The organism is Microbacterium sp. AC132, assembly GCF_979258525.1.
The window spans coordinates 1,795,278-1,810,075 of record NZ_OZ409862.1; the positions used below are offsets into that span (position 1 = coordinate 1,795,278).

General features: G+C 69.8%; 18 protein-coding genes. 7 read left to right on the forward strand and 11 right to left on the reverse strand.

Annotated features, from left to right (window positions below; all coding sequences use genetic code 11):
- Positions 1 to 435: a hypothetical protein gene (locus tag ACZZZQ_RS08535; RefSeq protein WP_463507337.1), complete on the forward strand. Its 435-nt coding sequence runs from the start codon at positions 1 to 3 to the stop codon at positions 433 to 435.
- Positions 398 to 643, forward strand: a complete 246-nt coding sequence (locus ACZZZQ_RS08540) for a DUF2283 domain-containing protein (protein ID WP_463507338.1) — start codon at positions 398 to 400, stop codon at positions 641 to 643. Before ACZZZQ_RS08535 ends, ACZZZQ_RS08540 begins: the two co-directional genes overlap by 38 nt.
- 48 nt (positions 644 to 691) lie before the next feature.
- Here the strand turns inward: ACZZZQ_RS08540 and ACZZZQ_RS08545 are convergent, their stop codons facing one another.
- A complete protein-coding gene (locus ACZZZQ_RS08545) occupies positions 692 to 1,126 on the reverse strand; it encodes a DUF6069 family protein (RefSeq protein ID WP_463507339.1) in 435 nt (144 codons plus the stop codon).
- Positions 1,127 to 1,218: 92 nt separating this feature from the next.
- Between ACZZZQ_RS08545 and ACZZZQ_RS08550 the strand changes: the two genes are divergently transcribed.
- Positions 1,219 to 1,803 carry a TetR/AcrR family transcriptional regulator gene (locus ACZZZQ_RS08550; protein WP_295101196.1) on the forward strand — a complete coding sequence of 195 codons (585 nt, stop codon included), beginning with the start codon at positions 1,219 to 1,221 and terminating at the stop codon, positions 1,801 to 1,803.
- On the opposite strand, the gene ACZZZQ_RS08555 is transcribed toward ACZZZQ_RS08550, so the two are convergent.
- The gene (locus tag ACZZZQ_RS08555; RefSeq protein WP_463507340.1) at positions 1,800 to 2,486 is read right to left on the reverse strand and encodes a twin-arginine translocation signal domain-containing protein; all 687 of its coding nucleotides are present in this window, start codon (positions 2,484 to 2,486) and stop codon (positions 1,800 to 1,802) included. The genes ACZZZQ_RS08550 and ACZZZQ_RS08555 overlap by 4 nt on opposite strands.
- Positions 2,487 to 2,886: 400 nt before the next feature.
- Between ACZZZQ_RS08555 and ACZZZQ_RS08560 the strand changes: the two genes are divergently transcribed.
- Entirely contained in the window at positions 2,887 to 3,447 is a 561-nt protein-coding gene (locus ACZZZQ_RS08560) for a MarR family winged helix-turn-helix transcriptional regulator (protein ID WP_463507341.1), read from the forward strand.
- A 151-nt stretch (positions 3,448 to 3,598) separates the two neighbouring features.
- Positions 3,599 to 5,077, forward strand: a complete 1,479-nt coding sequence (locus ACZZZQ_RS08565; protein ID WP_400339068.1) for an HNH endonuclease signature motif containing protein — start codon at positions 3,599 to 3,601, stop codon at positions 5,075 to 5,077.
- Positions 5,078 to 5,101: 24 nt separating this feature from the next.
- Here the strand turns inward: ACZZZQ_RS08565 and ACZZZQ_RS08570 are convergent, their stop codons facing one another.
- The 3 genes from ACZZZQ_RS08570 to ACZZZQ_RS08580 form a co-directional block, all read right to left on the reverse strand.
- Complete coding sequence (locus tag ACZZZQ_RS08570; RefSeq protein ID WP_053098074.1) at positions 5,102 to 6,022, reverse strand: cation diffusion facilitator family transporter; 921 nt, start codon at positions 6,020 to 6,022, stop codon at positions 5,102 to 5,104.
- Between the two features lie 46 nt (positions 6,023 to 6,068).
- Positions 6,069 to 7,481 (reverse strand): MFS transporter, encoded by a 1,413-nt coding sequence (locus ACZZZQ_RS08575; protein WP_053098073.1) that lies wholly within the window; start codon positions 7,479 to 7,481, stop codon positions 6,069 to 6,071.
- 72 nt (positions 7,482 to 7,553) lie between these two features.
- On the reverse strand, positions 7,554 to 8,444 hold the full coding sequence (locus ACZZZQ_RS08580; protein WP_463507342.1) for a serine protein kinase RIO: 891 nt from the start codon (positions 8,442 to 8,444) through the stop codon (positions 7,554 to 7,556).
- Positions 8,445 to 8,701: 257 nt separating this feature from the next.
- On the opposite strand from ACZZZQ_RS08580, the gene ACZZZQ_RS08585 reads away from it, so the two are divergent.
- On the forward strand, positions 8,702 to 9,904 hold the full coding sequence (locus tag ACZZZQ_RS08585) for an MFS transporter (protein ID WP_072592056.1): 1,203 nt from the start codon (positions 8,702 to 8,704) through the stop codon (positions 9,902 to 9,904).
- A 36-nt stretch (positions 9,905 to 9,940) separates the two neighbouring features.
- Here the strand turns inward: ACZZZQ_RS08585 and ACZZZQ_RS08590 are convergent, their stop codons facing one another.
- The gene (locus ACZZZQ_RS08590; RefSeq protein WP_463507343.1) at positions 9,941 to 10,639 is read right to left on the reverse strand and encodes a helix-turn-helix domain-containing protein; all 699 of its coding nucleotides are present in this window, start codon (positions 10,637 to 10,639) and stop codon (positions 9,941 to 9,943) included.
- 47 nt (positions 10,640 to 10,686) lie between these two features.
- Complete coding sequence (locus ACZZZQ_RS08595) at positions 10,687 to 10,854, reverse strand: hypothetical protein (RefSeq protein WP_463507344.1); 168 nt, start codon at positions 10,852 to 10,854, stop codon at positions 10,687 to 10,689.
- A 73-nt stretch (positions 10,855 to 10,927) separates the two neighbouring features.
- Here ACZZZQ_RS08595 and ACZZZQ_RS08600 point away from each other — a divergent pair, with 73 nt between their 5' ends.
- Complete coding sequence (locus ACZZZQ_RS08600; RefSeq protein WP_056275292.1) at positions 10,928 to 11,389, forward strand: DUF3817 domain-containing protein; 462 nt, start codon at positions 10,928 to 10,930, stop codon at positions 11,387 to 11,389.
- A 13-nt stretch (positions 11,390 to 11,402) separates the two neighbouring features.
- On the opposite strand, the gene ACZZZQ_RS08605 is transcribed toward ACZZZQ_RS08600, so the two are convergent.
- From ACZZZQ_RS08605 to ACZZZQ_RS08620, 4 genes are read right to left on the reverse strand one after another with little or no spacing between them, the layout of a single operon-like run.
- Positions 11,403 to 12,077, reverse strand: a complete 675-nt coding sequence (locus ACZZZQ_RS08605; protein WP_463507345.1) for a hypothetical protein — start codon at positions 12,075 to 12,077, stop codon at positions 11,403 to 11,405.
- Positions 12,078 to 12,111: 34 nt separating this feature from the next.
- Positions 12,112 to 13,071 carry an NAD(P)/FAD-dependent oxidoreductase gene (locus ACZZZQ_RS08610; protein WP_315985268.1) on the reverse strand — a complete coding sequence of 320 codons (960 nt, stop codon included), beginning with the start codon at positions 13,069 to 13,071 and terminating at the stop codon, positions 12,112 to 12,114.
- A 34-nt stretch (positions 13,072 to 13,105) separates the two neighbouring features.
- On the reverse strand, positions 13,106 to 13,864 hold the full coding sequence (gene cobA / locus ACZZZQ_RS08615; RefSeq protein WP_463507346.1) for a uroporphyrinogen-III C-methyltransferase: 759 nt from the start codon (positions 13,862 to 13,864) through the stop codon (positions 13,106 to 13,108).
- Complete coding sequence (locus ACZZZQ_RS08620) at positions 13,861 to 14,586, reverse strand: sirohydrochlorin chelatase (protein WP_053098067.1); 726 nt, start codon at positions 14,584 to 14,586, stop codon at positions 13,861 to 13,863. The genes cobA and ACZZZQ_RS08620 overlap by 4 nt, the downstream gene beginning before the upstream one ends.
- Positions 14,587 to 14,798: the final 212 nt, after the last annotated feature.

Here is a 14,798-nt window from a genome sequence, read left to right on the forward strand (position 1 = left end):
ATGAGCAGTGACAGCAGAGATCCGTACATCCGACCGGAGGATGCTGTCATTCCGCCGCCTCCGCCCGAGTCCGAGGTTCCGGATGCGGTGATCCCGCCGCCTCCCGCGGAGTCCGAGATTCCGGATGCCGTCATTCCGCCGCCTCCGCCCGAGGCGATGCTTCCCAGCACTCGCCGGTCGCGGCCCAAGCCGGCGATCCTCACGGGCGATCAGCCGGCGCCGGTGGCCGACGACTGGGCGCAGCCGTCGGTGGCACCTGAGGTGCCGACATCCGGGGGATACCGCGCGCTGTCGGCGGTGATCTTCGGATTCCTCATCGTGCTGCTCGCGGCGGCGATCGCCGGTGCGGTCTACCTCGGCACGACGGTGTCGTTCGCGCAGTCGGCGGGTGCCCCGGATGTCGCCGCCGCCGCCGCGACTCCGTGGCGTGGGTGAGCTGCGACGCGACCCTGAGGTCGACGCCGCGTACGTGACGGTGGGCGCAGCGATCGCGGATGGCGAGGTTGCGAGAACCGTCGCGGTGAACCTGCCCGACGACATCTCCGGTGGGCTGTTTCTCGACTTCGATCGCGACGGCCACTTGCTCGGCATCGAGATTCTCGGTGCCTCCCGGTTGCTCCACCCGGAAGAACCGCGCGCCTGACCTTCGCGCCGTGCGACCTCTCGGCCGAGAGTGGCGCCAGTGCTTCCCTCAGCGTCTCCTCGAGGCCCAGATGTATGCGGGCACTGCGACTCCGACGACGACGACATGCATGACCATGAGCCCGATGACGGCGCTCCCCGTCGTTCCCGGGATGAAGCGGAGAACGAGCAGCAGGACGTCGGGGATGAACGACGCCATGGTCACGATCGGCACGAGGATCGAGAGCGTGCGGCGGGGGTTGCGGGCGCGGCGGCGCACGAGCGACCAGCCGATCCAGCCGACGACGATGCCCAGAGTCGTGAACAGGGCATAGGCGGGCAGTGTCAGCGGCCCGTATGTCGCCGGAGCGCCGGCAGCCACTGCGAGGAGGGCCACGACGGAGTTCGTCGCGATGGCCACGGCGATGGCGGCGGTGAGGATGAGTGCGGTGCGCAACCGGGATTCGGTGGTGCGCCGGTCTGCGCGGACGGCGGTGGTGACCATGACGGCTCCTTGGAGTGTGGTTCGGATATCCGGTACCGAGTAGTACCGGATATAAACGGTACTGCTCGATACCGGAATGTACAATGGGTCCGATGAGCGCAGATGCGATGACCAGACCGGCGGGGCGTCCTCGTGACCCCGGCGTGGAGGCGTCGATTCTCGAGGCGGTGCAGGATCTGCTGATCGAGAGCGGCTACGCCGGCACGACGATCGGCGCCGTGGCAGAGCGCGCCCGCTGCGGGCGTTCCGCGATCTACCGCCGATGGGAGACGAAGGCCGAGCTCGTCGTGGCAGCGGTCGGTGCGCTGCAGGTCGCTGCCGAGGTGCCGGACACGGGCACCCTCCGCGAGGATCTCCTCGCTGCGGCGATGCACTTCGCGAGGGCGGATGACCGCACGGCCGGCGTGCTCGCCAGCATCCTGAGCGAGATCGGACGCGACGACGAGCTGCGCGACATCGCCTATCGAGTGGTCGGCGGACCGCCCGTCGCGGCGCTCACGGCAGTGATCGAGCGATGGATCGAGCGGGGCGAGGTGCGTGCGGACGCTCCGGTCGCGCTCATCGCCGGCCTCGTGCCGACCGCGGCGTTCGGCAGCGTCAGCCTGCGGCGGCGCGCACTCGAATCGGATGCGGTGGTGCAGCTCGTCGACGAGGTCGTTCTGCCCGCTCTGCGCTAGGCGCCTCTCCGCGGCTCGCGACGGGGTCGGCGCTGTTCTCCTGGCGTGAGCTGGCTCGGGGTGCGGTTCCGACGCGCGGGATCGCCCCGTGCGCCGAAGCGAACGGGGCGTTCTGGGTGCAGCGGATGCGGGTGTGACGCCTCAGGCGTCGCGGCCGCGGGAGAAGCCGGCGTCGAAGCCGCGCTCGTAGGCGTGCTGCGCCGCGCGGGCGACGCGGTGCTCGCCGTGGCGTACGTCTCCGAAGCCACCGTGACCGTGACCACCATGGCGGTGGTCACGGTCTTCCGCGATGTCACGCGGGTGGCCGTGGTGGCCGTGGTGTGAGCGGCGTGCGTCCGCGAAGCGGTCGTGGCCCGGGTGTCCGCGGTGACCGCACTCGCGGCGGCGGAACTCGGCATCCGATTCGTGGTCGTGCTCGTGCTCGGACGCGAAGTCGGGTGCGACACCGTGATCGCGTCCGAACGGGTGTCGGTGGTGGCGGCCGAAACCGCGCCCCGGGGCGAATCCGGGTCCGAAACCGTGGCGGCCGAAGCCGCGGCGACGGCCGCGTCCACGAGGAAGCGGCGTCTGCTCGTCCCAGCCGAACGCGCGAGCGATCTGCTGGAGCGTGGCCAGTGTGGTCTCGAGGTCTTCGGGCCCGACCGCGTCGGTGACCTTGGCGCGGATGCCGTCGACGACGTCACTGAGCCGGTCTTTCGCCGTGCGGCCGTCGTCGGTGAGCGTCCAGCCGAGGTCGCTGTCGGTGTCGGCGACGACCCAGCCGCGCTCGACCAGGCTGTGCAGCTTGTGTGCGTTGAGGGGGCGGCGGGCCGGCGCGGTGCCGTCGATGATGTTCAGCATCCGCCAGTCGCGGCGGCTTGCATGCTCGCCGTCGAAAGCGGAGTCGAACTCGGCCGCCATCAGGCGGTCGACGGCCTTCAGCCAATAGCCGAAGGGGCGGGAGGTGCTGTCTGTGTTCTGAGTGTCAGAGGTGTTCATGGGTGGAGTCCTTAGATGTCATGGAGCATGTGCTTGTCACTATGCATGTATATGTAGTGTGACATGTAGTGCAGATCCATGTCAAGTCGCATGTAAAATCGATCTGTGAGCGCCGCAGAGAACGACCCCGCCGAGGCCATCGCCCGCGCCCTGTCGCGCCTTCGCGGAAGGCGCCCCGGCGACCGTGGTCGCGGATCGCGAGGGATGGGCGGGCCGCACGGCTGGCACGGCGGACCCCACCCTGACCACTTCGAGCAGGGGAGTCACGGACGCGGGCACCCTGTGCACCCCGGCATGCCGCCGTGGGCGAACGACCCGTCCGGACGCTTCGGCGGCCCGGCGCGGATGCGGATGCTCGAGGCGCTCGCCGCGGCATCCGCTCCTCTCAGCGTCAGTGATCTCGGCGCGGCGATCGGAGTCGATCAGCCCCGGGCCTCGCGGCTCGTGCAACAGGGGGTCGCTCACGGTTTCGTGCGCCGCGAGGCCGACCCCGACGACGCGCGGCGCACGCGCATCGCGTTGACGGACGAAGGGCGCAAGGTCGCTCGGGGCATGCGCGGCGAGCGGCGGGAGGCGCTCAGCAAGGCGCTCGCCGCATTCACGGATGAGGAGCGCGATCAGCTCGCGACGCTGCTGAACAAGCTCGCCGACAACTGGGAGAACTGACTGGCGCGCGGCGGTACTGGCGGTCGGTGTGGGTAGGCGCTCGCCGGTGTTCCGGAATGCATGTCCAGTGTTCCGGAATATGCTTCTGAACTGGCCGAAAAGAGGCTGACTTCAGGGCTCAAATGTCGGTGGCCCCGTGTGTGATGGAGTCATGTCATCCCGCACTCGTGCCCTTCTCGATCAGGTCGTCTCCGACCTCGATCAGGTGCTGTCCGACGACGCGCTCGCGGGGCTTACGGATGCAGAACGGGTCGAGGTGCTGCAGGCTGCGAGCGCGGCGTTCCGGCGGGTCGAAGCCGTGGTGGTCGAGACGATCGCCGCAGGGGATGCGGTGGACTTCCCGCATGCCACGGGGTGCCGCACTCAGAACGAACTGCTGCAGCGCACCCTGCTGACAGACGTGCGAGAGGCGACGCGCGTCGGCAAGGTGGTCGCTCTGGTCCGCCGGGACGTGAATCTGGTGTCCGGCGATCGGCTGCCTGCTCGCTGGCCGGCGCTGCGGGAGGCGCTGCTCGATGGGGTGATCGGAGTCGCGGGGATGCTCGCCGCGACAGAGCCGATCGAGAAGGTGTCGCATCGCATCGGTGCCGCTGATCGGCTCGACGCCGACACGTGTCTCGCTCGCGCGGCTCGCGGCATCAGACCTGACGCCGAGGCGGGCCCCGACGGGGAGGTCCGTGGCCCGGCGCCCACACTCGATGAGCTGAAGCTGCTTGCTGAGACGCTGGTCGCGCTGCTCGACCCTGATGGAGACGGGCCGGGTGATGAGCCTGCCCGGCGTCGGGGGATAACCCTCGGGCGGGTGCGAGACGGGCTGCGGTCGATCAAGGGATACCTGACGCCCGAGGTCGCCGCGCAGTTGGAGCTGATCCTCGATGCGCTGAACAACCCCAAGGGGGACGGGCCGCCGATGCCCGGCGTCGCGTTCACGCCCGCGGCCGATCGCGGTGACGCGGAAGACGGCGATGCGGCAGACGGCGACGAGGATCCGTACAACTCCGATCCGCGTGCCGTCATCGATGACCGCACGCCGGCGCAGAAGCGTCATGATGCTCTCGCCGCGGCATTGGCGATCGCCGCCCGTCATCGAGACATGCCCGCACTCGGAGGCGCCGCACCGGTGCTGGTCGTGACGGTGGATGCGAACGACCTCGTGAACGGCACCGGGCGTGCGAGCGTCAGCGGTGCGTGGGGCCAACTGCCTCTGAGTGTCGCCTCCCACGTCGGATGCTCCGGCACCATCCAGCGAGTTCTCCTCGACGAGGGTCGGATCATCGGGATCACGACGACCGATCGGGTGTTCACCGTGCATCAACGTCGCGCGATCATCGCCCGCGACAGAGAATGCCTCATCCCCGGGTGCCATGTCCCGGCATCCTGGTGCGAGATCCATCACGTCACCGAACACGCCAGGGGCGGGCCGACGCACACCGACAACGGGGTGCCGTTGTGCTGGTGGCACCACCGGAGTCTGGGAACGTCCGGGTGGGAGATCCGGATGAATGACGGCATTCCGCAGGTGCGAGGGCCGAGGTGGTGGGACCCCGCACAGCAATGGCGCACCCCAAGACTCAGCGCCTCGGCGCAGGGCAGAACGCGGCGGCCGCCCGTCTTCGCGCGTGCCGGATGAACTCTTCGCGTGCGCCGGATGAACTCAGACAGCTGCCCCGAACTCGAGGGACTCCTCGTCGTCGACCGACAGCGACAGCACCACCGTCTCGACGACGTCGTGCGCCTCGATCTGCTGCTCGATCGCGCGCAGGCTTCGAGCCACATCGTGCTCGCGCGCGTCACCGGTCAGGTCGACCTCGGCGACGATGAACAGGCGGTTCGGGCCCACGTACTCGATGTGCAGATACGTGAGCCGCTGGATCTGCGGAGACGAGAGCAGCGCCCGCCCGACTCGATCACGCAGCGCGGGCGACGCGTTGGAGCCCACCAGAAACGCGATGTTGCGTCCGATGAGGATGACCGCCACGACACCCAGCAGGATGCCGACGAGGATCGACCCGATCGCATCCCATGCGGCGACGCCGGTGACCTGGTGCATCGCGATCGCGCCGGCCGCGATCACGAGGCCGATCAGAGCCGCCAGGTCCTCGAAGAACACCGCCCGCAGCGTCGTGTCGCTGGTGTCGAGCACGTAGTCCCACGTCGACGATCCGCGCTCGCGTGCCAACCGTCGAGACTTCACCATCGCCTGCGTGAACGACGCGCCCTCGAGCACGAATGCGATGCCGAGCACGGTGTACGCGACGGTCGGGCTCTCGACCGGGCCGGTCTCGGACAGCTCTTGGACACCATGCATGATCGACACGATCGAGCCGGCGGTGAAGATGCCGAACGCCGCGATCAACGACCAGACGAACGCCGCGCGCCCGTAGCCCAGCGGATGCCGGGCATCCTTCGCCCGCGCACCGCGACGGTCGGCGATCAGGAGGAAGACCTCGTTGCCGGCATCCGCCCACGAGTGCGCGGCTTCGGCGACCATCGACGCGGAAGAGGTGATCACGGCCGCGACCGTCTTGGCGATCGCGACGAGGATGTTGGCGAGGAAAGCGATGATGACCGTCACGCGGTCAGGCTACTCCCGGGGCTGCGACGTCCGCGGGCCATCACGATCAGGCCCGCTGTGTCGCCTTCACCGGCAGCAGCAGGAGGAACCCGGCGATCAGCACCAGCACGATGCCCAGGATGCCGTACGACGTCGACCCCGAGAGCACGATCAGCAGCGTCCACGCACCGGATGCCATCCAGCTCGCCGCCCGCCCGGTCGTGGCGTAGAGGCCGAAGATCTCGCCCTCGCGCCCGGCCGGGGTGATGCGGGCGAGGAACGACCGGGATGCCGCCTGCGCGGGACCGACGAATGCGCAGAGCAGCAGGCCGCCGATCCAGAACACGACCGTGCCCGCATCCACGAGGAAGAAGACGGCGAGCCCCGCGATCACCATCGAGGCGAGCGAGATGAGGATGATGCGCTTCGGCCCGAAGCGGTCGTCGTAGCGGCCGGCGATGATCGTCGAGACGCCCGCGATGAGGTTCGCGGCGATGCCGAAGATCACGAGATCGAGGAAGGCGAAGTCGAACACCTGGCTGGCGATGACGGCCCCGAAGGCGAAGACGCCGCCGAGTCCGTCGCGGAACACCGCGCTCGACAGCAGGAACCAGAACGTCTGACGGGTCTCGGGGTTGCGGTAGAGGCCGACGACGTCCTTCACGAGAAGTCCGTAGGAGGCGAAGAAGCCGACCTTGCGCTCGGGGCGCCCGAGCGACGGCTCCGGCACGTTGAGGAAGATCGGGATCGAGAAGACGATCGCCCAGATCGCGCAGCCGACGGCGATGATGCGGAAGGGCAGCCCCCCGTCCTCCGGCAGGCCGAACCAGTCGAGCATATAGAAGATGACGACCAGGACGAGAGCGATGATCCCGCCGATGTAGCCGAACCCCCATCCGAGCCCCGAGATGCGGCCCACGGTCTTGGGGTTCGCGATGCCGACGAGCATCGCGTTCGAGTTCACGGCAGCGATCTCGCCGAACACGGAGCCGGCCGAGATCAATGCGACGCCCAGCCAGAACAGCGCGGGCGTCGGCTCGACGAACCAGAGGCCGAACATGCAGGCGACGAGCGCGCCGGTGCCGATCCCGAGCCAGAGCTTCTGGCGCCCCGCGGCATCCGCTCGCTGACCGAGCACCGGCGCGATCAGGAGGATCGCGATGCCGGCGATCGTCGACCCGAGGCCGAGCCCCGAGGCGAGATCGGCCTCAGCGGCTTCGCGGATCGGATCCTTGGCGTCGAGGCCCGCGATCGACGCCGGCAGGAAAGCCTCGGTCGTGAGGTACAGGGCCGTGAAGATGAAGGTCAGGATGACGGTGTTGAAAGGCTGCGTCGCCCAATCCCACAGCGCCCACGAGTAGACCTGCTTCTTCGGGGCCGGTGTCTCGCCGCGCAGGTCGAGGCCGATCACGCCGACCGCGCCGCTGTTGGCCGTCGCAGCGGGCTCGGGCACCGCGCCGCTCTGCGGGGAATCGCTCATGCTCGAAGTCTGGCGGCGCGGGGTGAACGGACGGTGACGGCGCGCCGGGTGCCGGTGCGAGGCGCGCCGCCCTCACGCGTACGACGCGGCGAGCAGCTCGGCGAACAGCTCTTCGGGGTCGCGTTCGACACGGCGGCGGGTGAACCAGTCGCAGATGTTGACGCAGTCGCGGTGCAGGAGATCCAGGCCTCGCGGGTTCGCGATGATGTCCACGATCTGCGGCAGGTCGATCACCCGCACCCGGCCGTCGTGCATGAGCAGGTTGTACGCCGAGAGGTCGCCGTGGGCGAAGCCCGCCGCAGCGAAGATCCGCATCAGGTCGACGATCTGGTCGTACAGACCGGCCAGCTCGCCCCGGTCGCTGCGCACCGCCGCCAGGCGAGGTGCCGCGACCCCGCTCGCGTCGCCGATGAACTCCATCAGCAGCTCGGTGCCGTTGACCTGCACGGGGTAGGGGACCGGCGCGCCGAGCTCCCACATGCGGCACAGCGCATCGAACTCCGCGAATGACCACTGCAGGGCGGCGACCGCCCGGCCGTGCTCGCTCTTCTTCGCGAGCGCCCTGGTGTCGCGGGTGTTCCTGGTGCTGCGGCCCTCGGTGTAGACGCCCGAGCGGTGGAAGCTGCTGTGATCGGTGTCGCGGTAGCGCTTGGCGGCGAGCAATGTGCGCTGGGCGGGGTCATCCGGCACCGCCCGTTCGAGCAGGAACACGTCGGCCTCCTTGCCGGTCTTCAGGATGCCGAGTTCGGTGTCGAGCGCGCCGGCGCTCGTCACCACCCAGGCCGGCCAGGGCAGCGGCCCACGTTCAGAGGGGGTGATCGCCGGCCAGGTGGTCCAGCGCTGGCCGTCGGCGGGCTCGACATCGGCGAACGTCGGGACCGATTCGAAGGGGGAGGCGTCGAAGGTCGAGGCACCGGAGAGACGGGAAGAGGATGCTTCGGAAGAAGCGAACAGATCAGACACGGTGTGGCTCCTGAAGAGGGAGGCCGCGCGCGGATCAGGAGCGGGAGGCCTCGAGAGGAAGGATGTCGGCGAAGGGCACGACAGAGACGGTGGTCATGTCATCCACTCCTCTCGCTCTGGCCTTCCGGGAGAACCCCGGTGCGTCGTCGAGCCTAGGGCGCGGAGCCGACCGGTGTCCAGACCCGATCCGGACGAATGGTCGGATGCCGTGGACGCCGCGTCGGGCGGAGGGGCCGCAGCGCTGCGAGTGTGGAACCATGACGACGACCGCGCCCGTGCCCGTGACGACCGCCCGCACCGAGAGCATCCGCTACGGCGGGCTCATCGTGCTCATGCTGATGGGCTTCCTGCTCGTCACGGCGGAGTTCCTGCCGAACGGCGTGCTCACCGAGATGGCCGATGCGCTCGGCGTGACCCCCGGTCAGGCGGGACAGACCGTCACGGTCACCGCTCTCGTCGGCCTGATCGTCGCACCGACGGTGGGACTCATCTTCCCCCGCCTCGACCGTCGATCGCTGCTCGTCTGGATGGCGCTCGCCGCAGCGGTGTCGAACCTCATCGTCGCCGTCGCGCCCAACCTGATCATCGTCCTCCTCGCCCGATTCCTGCTCGGGGCCGCGATCAGCGCGTTCTGGGCGATGTCGATCACGGTCGCCGTGCGCCTCGCCGGACCCGAGCATCTCGGCAGAGGGGTCATGTTCACGTCCGCGGGCGTCTCGCTCGCCACCGTCGCCGGAGTGCCGCTGGGCGTGATGCTCAGCGAGATCGTCGACTGGCAGACGGTGTTCGCGATCGCCGGTGTGCTCATGGTGCTGCTGGCCGTCGCGCTGAGATTCGTGCTGCCCTCGGTGCCGGCGGAGCAGGCGTCCAGCATCCGACTCCTGGTCGACACGGTTCGCCGCCCCGGCATCGCACTCGGCATGGTCGGACACGTGCTCGTGGTGCTCGGGCACTTCCTCGCCTACACGTACGTGCGACTGGCTCTCGAGCGCATCCCCGAGGTCGACGGCTCGACGATCATCCTGCTGCTCGCGCTCTTCGGCGTCGGCGGTCTCGCCGGCAACCTCGGCCTCGGGTTCTTCATCGACCGCACGTTCGCCTTCTTCGCCGTCTTCGCGCCGCTCGTGATCGCGGCCTCGGTGCTGTCGATGATCTTCCTGTCGGGATCGGTCCTCGGCATCGCGATCGTCGTGCTCGTCTGGGGGTTCTTCTTCTCGTCCTGGCTGCTCGTGATCAACACCTGGGTCGGCCACCGCACCCCCGATCGCCTCGAGGCCGGGGGCAGCCTCGTGGTCGTCGGGTTCCAGGGGGCCATCACGATCGCCGCCGGTGTCGGCGGCCTGCTCGTCGACACGCTGAGCGTCGAAGTCGTCTACGTCGTGGGCGCGGCGGCTCTGCTGCTCGGCGCCGTGCTGTTCGGTGCGTCGAACCGGATGAGCACCGCGGCGGCGCGGCTCTGAGCCGTCTCGCCGTGCCCGGCAGGGCGGTCGCCGGGCTCAGGCCGGAACGGCGGTGAGCTGCGATGCCCGCCAGGCGGAGGGCGTCATCCCCGTGCGGCGGCGGAACGCACGGCTGAAACCCTCATCCGAGGCGTAGCCCAACTCGCGAGAGATCTCGCTGATCGACCGGCCCTCGCTCAGCATCCGCTTCGCCGCGTCGACGCGCACCTCGGTGACGTAGTCGGCGGGTGAGCGTCCGATCGCGCTGCGGAACCGCTCGGCGAACACCGACCGAGACATCGCGCCGACGTTCGCGAGGCGCTCGACCGTCCAGTCGCGTCCGGGCTGCTCGTGGATCGCCTCGACCACCCGGTCGAGGAACGGATCGTTCGACACCGAGGGCCAGCCGGCCGGTGCGCAGCCGTTCGCCGCCCAGGCACGGATGACCGAGAGCAGAACGGTCTGCGCCATCATCCGGCAGATCACGGGATCGCCCTGACGCGAGGGGCAGGTGGCGGGGTCGGAGGGGCCCATGCTGCCGGCGAGCGCGGCCGCCGCCGGCTCGAGCTCGGCGAACGACATCACGGTGATCGGATCGGGAAGAAGCGCGGCGATCATCGAGGCGCTGTCCGAGAACTCCAGGTCGACGACCACCAGGTCGGCCGTCCCGTCGGCTACGAGGGCGATCGCGGCGCGGCCGAGCGTCAGGAACGCGTCTCCGGCGACCAGGTTCGCGCTCAGCGGGCGATCGTCCACCGCGACGAGCTGGGCCGCGTCGTCGACGTCGAGGCGGCATCCGGTGGTCAGCGGGGGTGCCCGTGCACCGAACCCGATGCGATGTACACGAGGGTGGCGGCACCTGAGGGGATCGGCAGGATGCCGCCGGTGGCGAGTGCGACGCGACGGGCGACACCGACGCGGAGGTCGACGGCGTCGAGCACCTGCCCGAGGGCTGCGGAGTCGACGGTCACCATGCCTTCGGCAACGCCCGGGCCCTCATAGCTATTCCGGATACGCTGAAGGAACCCCCACCCGAGGAGTCCCGTGTTCCGCACACCCGACCGCCTGTTCCGAGTTCTCGCGATCGCGGAGGCGATCACCTGGACCCTTCTGATCTCGGCGATCATCGCCCGTGCCGCCGGTGCGCCCGGCGTCGTCGTGACGGTGGGCGGTGGCATCCACGGGTTCGTGTTCCTCGCCTATGCGGCGACGGCCGTGCTCGTCGCGCTCAACCAGCGCTGGCACCTCGGCGTCGCGATCCTCGCCGTGGCGAGTGCGATCGTGCCCTACGCGACCATCCCGATGGAGATCTGGCTGCACCGCACCGGTCGGCTGGCCGGCGACTGGCGCCTGGAGCAGACCGACGACCCGCGCGACGCGCGCTGGTACGACCGCCTCATGCGCTGGTTCCTGCGTCGCCCGTGGGTGCTCGCGATCCTGCTCGCCGTCGGCATCGTCGCGCTGTACGTGATCCTGCTGCTGGTCGGCCCGCCCGGCGGCAAGTGAGCCGAGGCCCGGCTCACGAGATGACGACGGCGTTCTTATCGATCACCTCGGCCATCGTCGCGTCGATGTCGCCACCGGTGCAGTCGACGATCACGTAGAGTCCGACCCCGGTCGCGGTGAAGGCGCGCGCCGCCATCGCCCACTGGCGGTCGGCCTCCTGCCCGAGGACCTGCCGGTTCTCGACCTCGGCATTGCCGCCGACCTGGTAGCTGAAGCCTCCGGTGGTCGACAGCGGGGTGATCGCGGCGGCATCCGCCTCGCCCAGGATGACGGCGAGCATCGCATCGGAGCTCACGCTGTCATCGCCGGCCACGGTCGGCACATCGGGGATGAGTCCCTGCCAGAACTGCGCGGTGCACGTGTCGTCGACCGTGCCGTAGGTCCAGCCTCCGTTGCCGTCGTCAGGCTCGACGATCTTCCAGCCGTCGTCGACGACGAAGCCGTCTCCCCACTGGATGTAGGCGCTCGCCGGGATGTCTGCGCCGTCGGCGAAGGTCATCGACGACGGCAGATCGCCGGAGGGCTGCTCGGACGGGATCGCGGTCGGGGAGGGATCGGGTCCGTCGCCGTCGGGGACGTTCACCGGGATCTGCGCATACAAGCATCCGCTGAGCGGCAGCACGGCCAGCGCGACCACCGAGGCGGCGGCGAGGCGGACGAGCGGCGAGACCTGCGAGATGCGCGTCATGCCGGTCAGCCTAGCCCTCGGTGCGGGCACCGAGTCAGTGCGCTGTCGCGATCCCGACCGCGTCATGCACGATCACGGACGCGACCCTCGCGCCCGCCCCCGCGGCGACGATCAGCTGCTGAGGGCCGGGGATCGCCGCATCGCCGGCGGCGTAGAGTCCTGGGACGTCGGTGCGCCCCGAGCGGTCGGTGACGAGGTGCCCGTCGTGGTCGATGGCAGGCGCGAAGCCGCGGAGGAACGACAGATCGGTCTCCCATTCGGGGCGCACGAAGCCGCCCTCGACGGCGACGACGGTGCCGTCGGTCAGTCTGATCGCCTCGATGCGGCCGCGGTCGCCGACGAGCTCGGCGATGGGATGCCGCTGCACGGCCACTCCGGAGGCGGCGAGCTCGGCCTCTTCGGCGGGGCTGACGGTGTCGGCTCCGAGGGTGAAGATCGTGAGATCCTCGGTCCAGCGCGCGATGAGGCGGGCTCGCTCGGCGATGTCGGGGGTCTCGCCGATGAGCGCGAGTCGTCGGCCGCGCAGCTCCCACGCGTCGCAGGCGGCGCAGCTGAACAGGCTGATGCCGTAGAAGCCGCGGAGGTTGGGGACGTCGGGGAGGGTCTCGCGCAGGCCCGTCGCGAGCAGCACGGTCCGGGCGGTCACCACGTCGGTGGGATCCTTGCGCCCCACGGATGCCGTGAACCCTCCGGCTGCATCGGCATCCGCACCTGCATCCGTCCTGCGGAGTTCGAGCACCCTGACGCGTGTGCGCACCTCGATGTTCGGGTAGGCGGCGAGCTCTTCGCGGGCCATGCGACGCAGCTCGTGCGGGGCGACTCCGTCACGGGTGAGGAAGCCGTGGGAGTTCAGCGTGGCGGCGTTGCGCGGGCGATCGGCGTCGACCACGAGCACCCGCATGAGCGAACGGCCGAGATTCAGGGCGGCGGAGAGGCCGGCGGGGCCACCGCCGATCACGAGCACGTCGTAGGTGTCCGCCTCAGCAATTCGCACGTCTTCAGTCTGCCACCTCGGAGCTGAGGGTCGCCTAACTCGCGGGGGCCTCGGCGTGCGGGCTGAGCATGACGACGTCGCCGACGACCACGACCGCGGGGGAGCGCACCTGCCGCTCGGCGGCGAGATGCGCGATCGTCGCGAGCGTGCCGACGGTGACCCGCTGACGTGCGCCGAACCCGTCCTCGATGATCGCCACGGGGCAGTCCCCGCCGCGCTCGCCGGCCGCGAGCACGTGCGCCGAATGGCCGAGCGTGTTCACGCCCATGAGCAGCACGACGGTGTGGTCGCGTCCGCCACCGAGCGCGACGATCTGATCATGTGCGCTGGCGACGGTGAACGTCTCGGCGATTCCGCGCTGCGTCAGCGGGATGCCGGCGAGGCCGGGCACCGCGACCGCGCTCGTCACCCCGGCGACCACCTCGACGGGAATGCCGGCCGCCTCGCAGAACAGCTGCTCCTCGCGACCGCGGCCGAAGACGAATGGATCGCCGCCCTTGAGCCGCACCACGCGGCGCCCGTCCCTGGCCAGCGAGACGAGCAGTGCGTTGATGCCGTCCTGCGGCACCGGGTGGTGACCGGGGAGCTTGCCGACGTCGACCACCTCGGCATCCAGCAGGACTCCGTCCTCGGCGAGCTGCGCGAGCACGGCCCGGGCTCCGAGACGGTCGGCCACGATAACGTCGGCCTGCTGCAGCGCGCGCAGACCGCGCAGAGTCAGCAGGCCCGCGTCGCCGGGTCCGGCACCGACCAGCGTGACCGTGGCGACCCCTGAGGGCGTGTCCGGGGTCATGACCGTGCGGCAGTGGCGGGCAGTCGAGCCGCCGCCTCGTCGTATCGGGCGATGACGAGGTCGATCAGCGGCTGCGGCACCGTCACGCCGTCGAGCAGGGGCGCGGTGACCGAGCGTCCTGCGGTCTGCCTGATCGTGAGGTCGAAGAAGAAGCCCTGCGCGAGCAGATAGGTCGAGACGACCGCGTCGGGGTGCGCGGCGATCGATGAGGGCAGGTCGGGCTGCCGGGCCGCGAGATAGGCGAGCTCGACCTTCGCGCCGAGCCGCAGCGAGAGCAGGGAGGCCATGGCCTCGGCATCCGTCACCGACGCGGGGTCGCGAGAGCCCGCCACCGCGAGGATCACCGGCTCGAGCCGTGCCGCGTCGGCGGACGTGGCGGATGCCGCACCTGCTGCCGCGAGTCGATCCGCGAGCACCTCGGCGAGCCGGGGGTCGGGTCCCATCGCGTCGCTGACGACGGCGTCCGGCTTCTTCGCCGCCATCCCGTGCAGGTCGTGGTGCACGTGGAAGCCGCGCGACAGCAGCAGCGGCACGATCACGACCGGCCCCTCGATCGTCGGAAGGAGGTCGGCGGCATCGGGCTGCTGCACGTCGACGAAGGCGCTGCGCACCTCGACGTCGGGAAGCGCGGCGGCGACCGCATCGACCAGGTCGGCGATCGCCCGGGCGCCCTCGGCATCCGAGGTGCCGTGCGAGACGGCGAGCAGGATGGGGCGGCTCATGGTGCGACTGTAGGCGAGCCGTGTGACGACGGTGTTTCGAGGATCTCGCGGCGCCTGGGGTGCGAATGTGCGCGTCTGGTCGCAAAGTTGAGCCGGGTTGTATCAACTTCATTTGACAGCCTCGGGAGGTCGGAGTACAGTTGAGTCATCGCGACTCAGGTTTCCCTGATCGCCCCGGATTTCCAGACCCACATCAACCTCAGCAACAAAGG

Bases quoted from the DNA above. Each gene is read 5' to 3' on its own strand.
- ACZZZQ_RS08535 (WP_463507337.1), top strand. From the start codon at position 1: ATGAGCAGTGACAGCAGAGATCCGTACATCCGACCGGAGGATGCTGTC.
- ACZZZQ_RS08540 (WP_463507338.1), top strand. From the start codon at position 398: ATGTCGCCGCCGCCGCCGCGACTCCGTGGCGTGGGTGAGCTGCGACGC.
- ACZZZQ_RS08545 (WP_463507339.1), bottom strand. From the start codon at position 1,126: ATGGTCACCACCGCCGTCCGCGCAGACCGGCGCACCACCGAATCCCGG.
- ACZZZQ_RS08550 (WP_295101196.1), top strand. From the start codon at position 1,219: ATGAGCGCAGATGCGATGACCAGACCGGCGGGGCGTCCTCGTGACCCC.
- ACZZZQ_RS08565 (WP_400339068.1), top strand. From the start codon at position 3,599: ATGTCATCCCGCACTCGTGCCCTTCTCGATCAGGTCGTCTCCGACCTC.
- ACZZZQ_RS08575 (WP_053098073.1), bottom strand. From the start codon at position 7,481: ATGAGCGATTCCCCGCAGAGCGGCGCGGTGCCCGAGCCCGCTGCGACG.
- ACZZZQ_RS08585 (WP_072592056.1), top strand. From the start codon at position 8,702: ATGACGACGACCGCGCCCGTGCCCGTGACGACCGCCCGCACCGAGAGC.
- ACZZZQ_RS08605 (WP_463507345.1), bottom strand. From the start codon at position 12,077: ATGACGCGCATCTCGCAGGTCTCGCCGCTCGTCCGCCTCGCCGCCGCC.
- cobA (WP_463507346.1), bottom strand. From the start codon at position 13,864: ATGACCCCGGACACGCCCTCAGGGGTCGCCACGGTCACGCTGGTCGGT.
- ACZZZQ_RS08620 (WP_053098067.1), bottom strand. From the start codon at position 14,586: ATGAGCCGCCCCATCCTGCTCGCCGTCTCGCACGGCACCTCGGATGCC.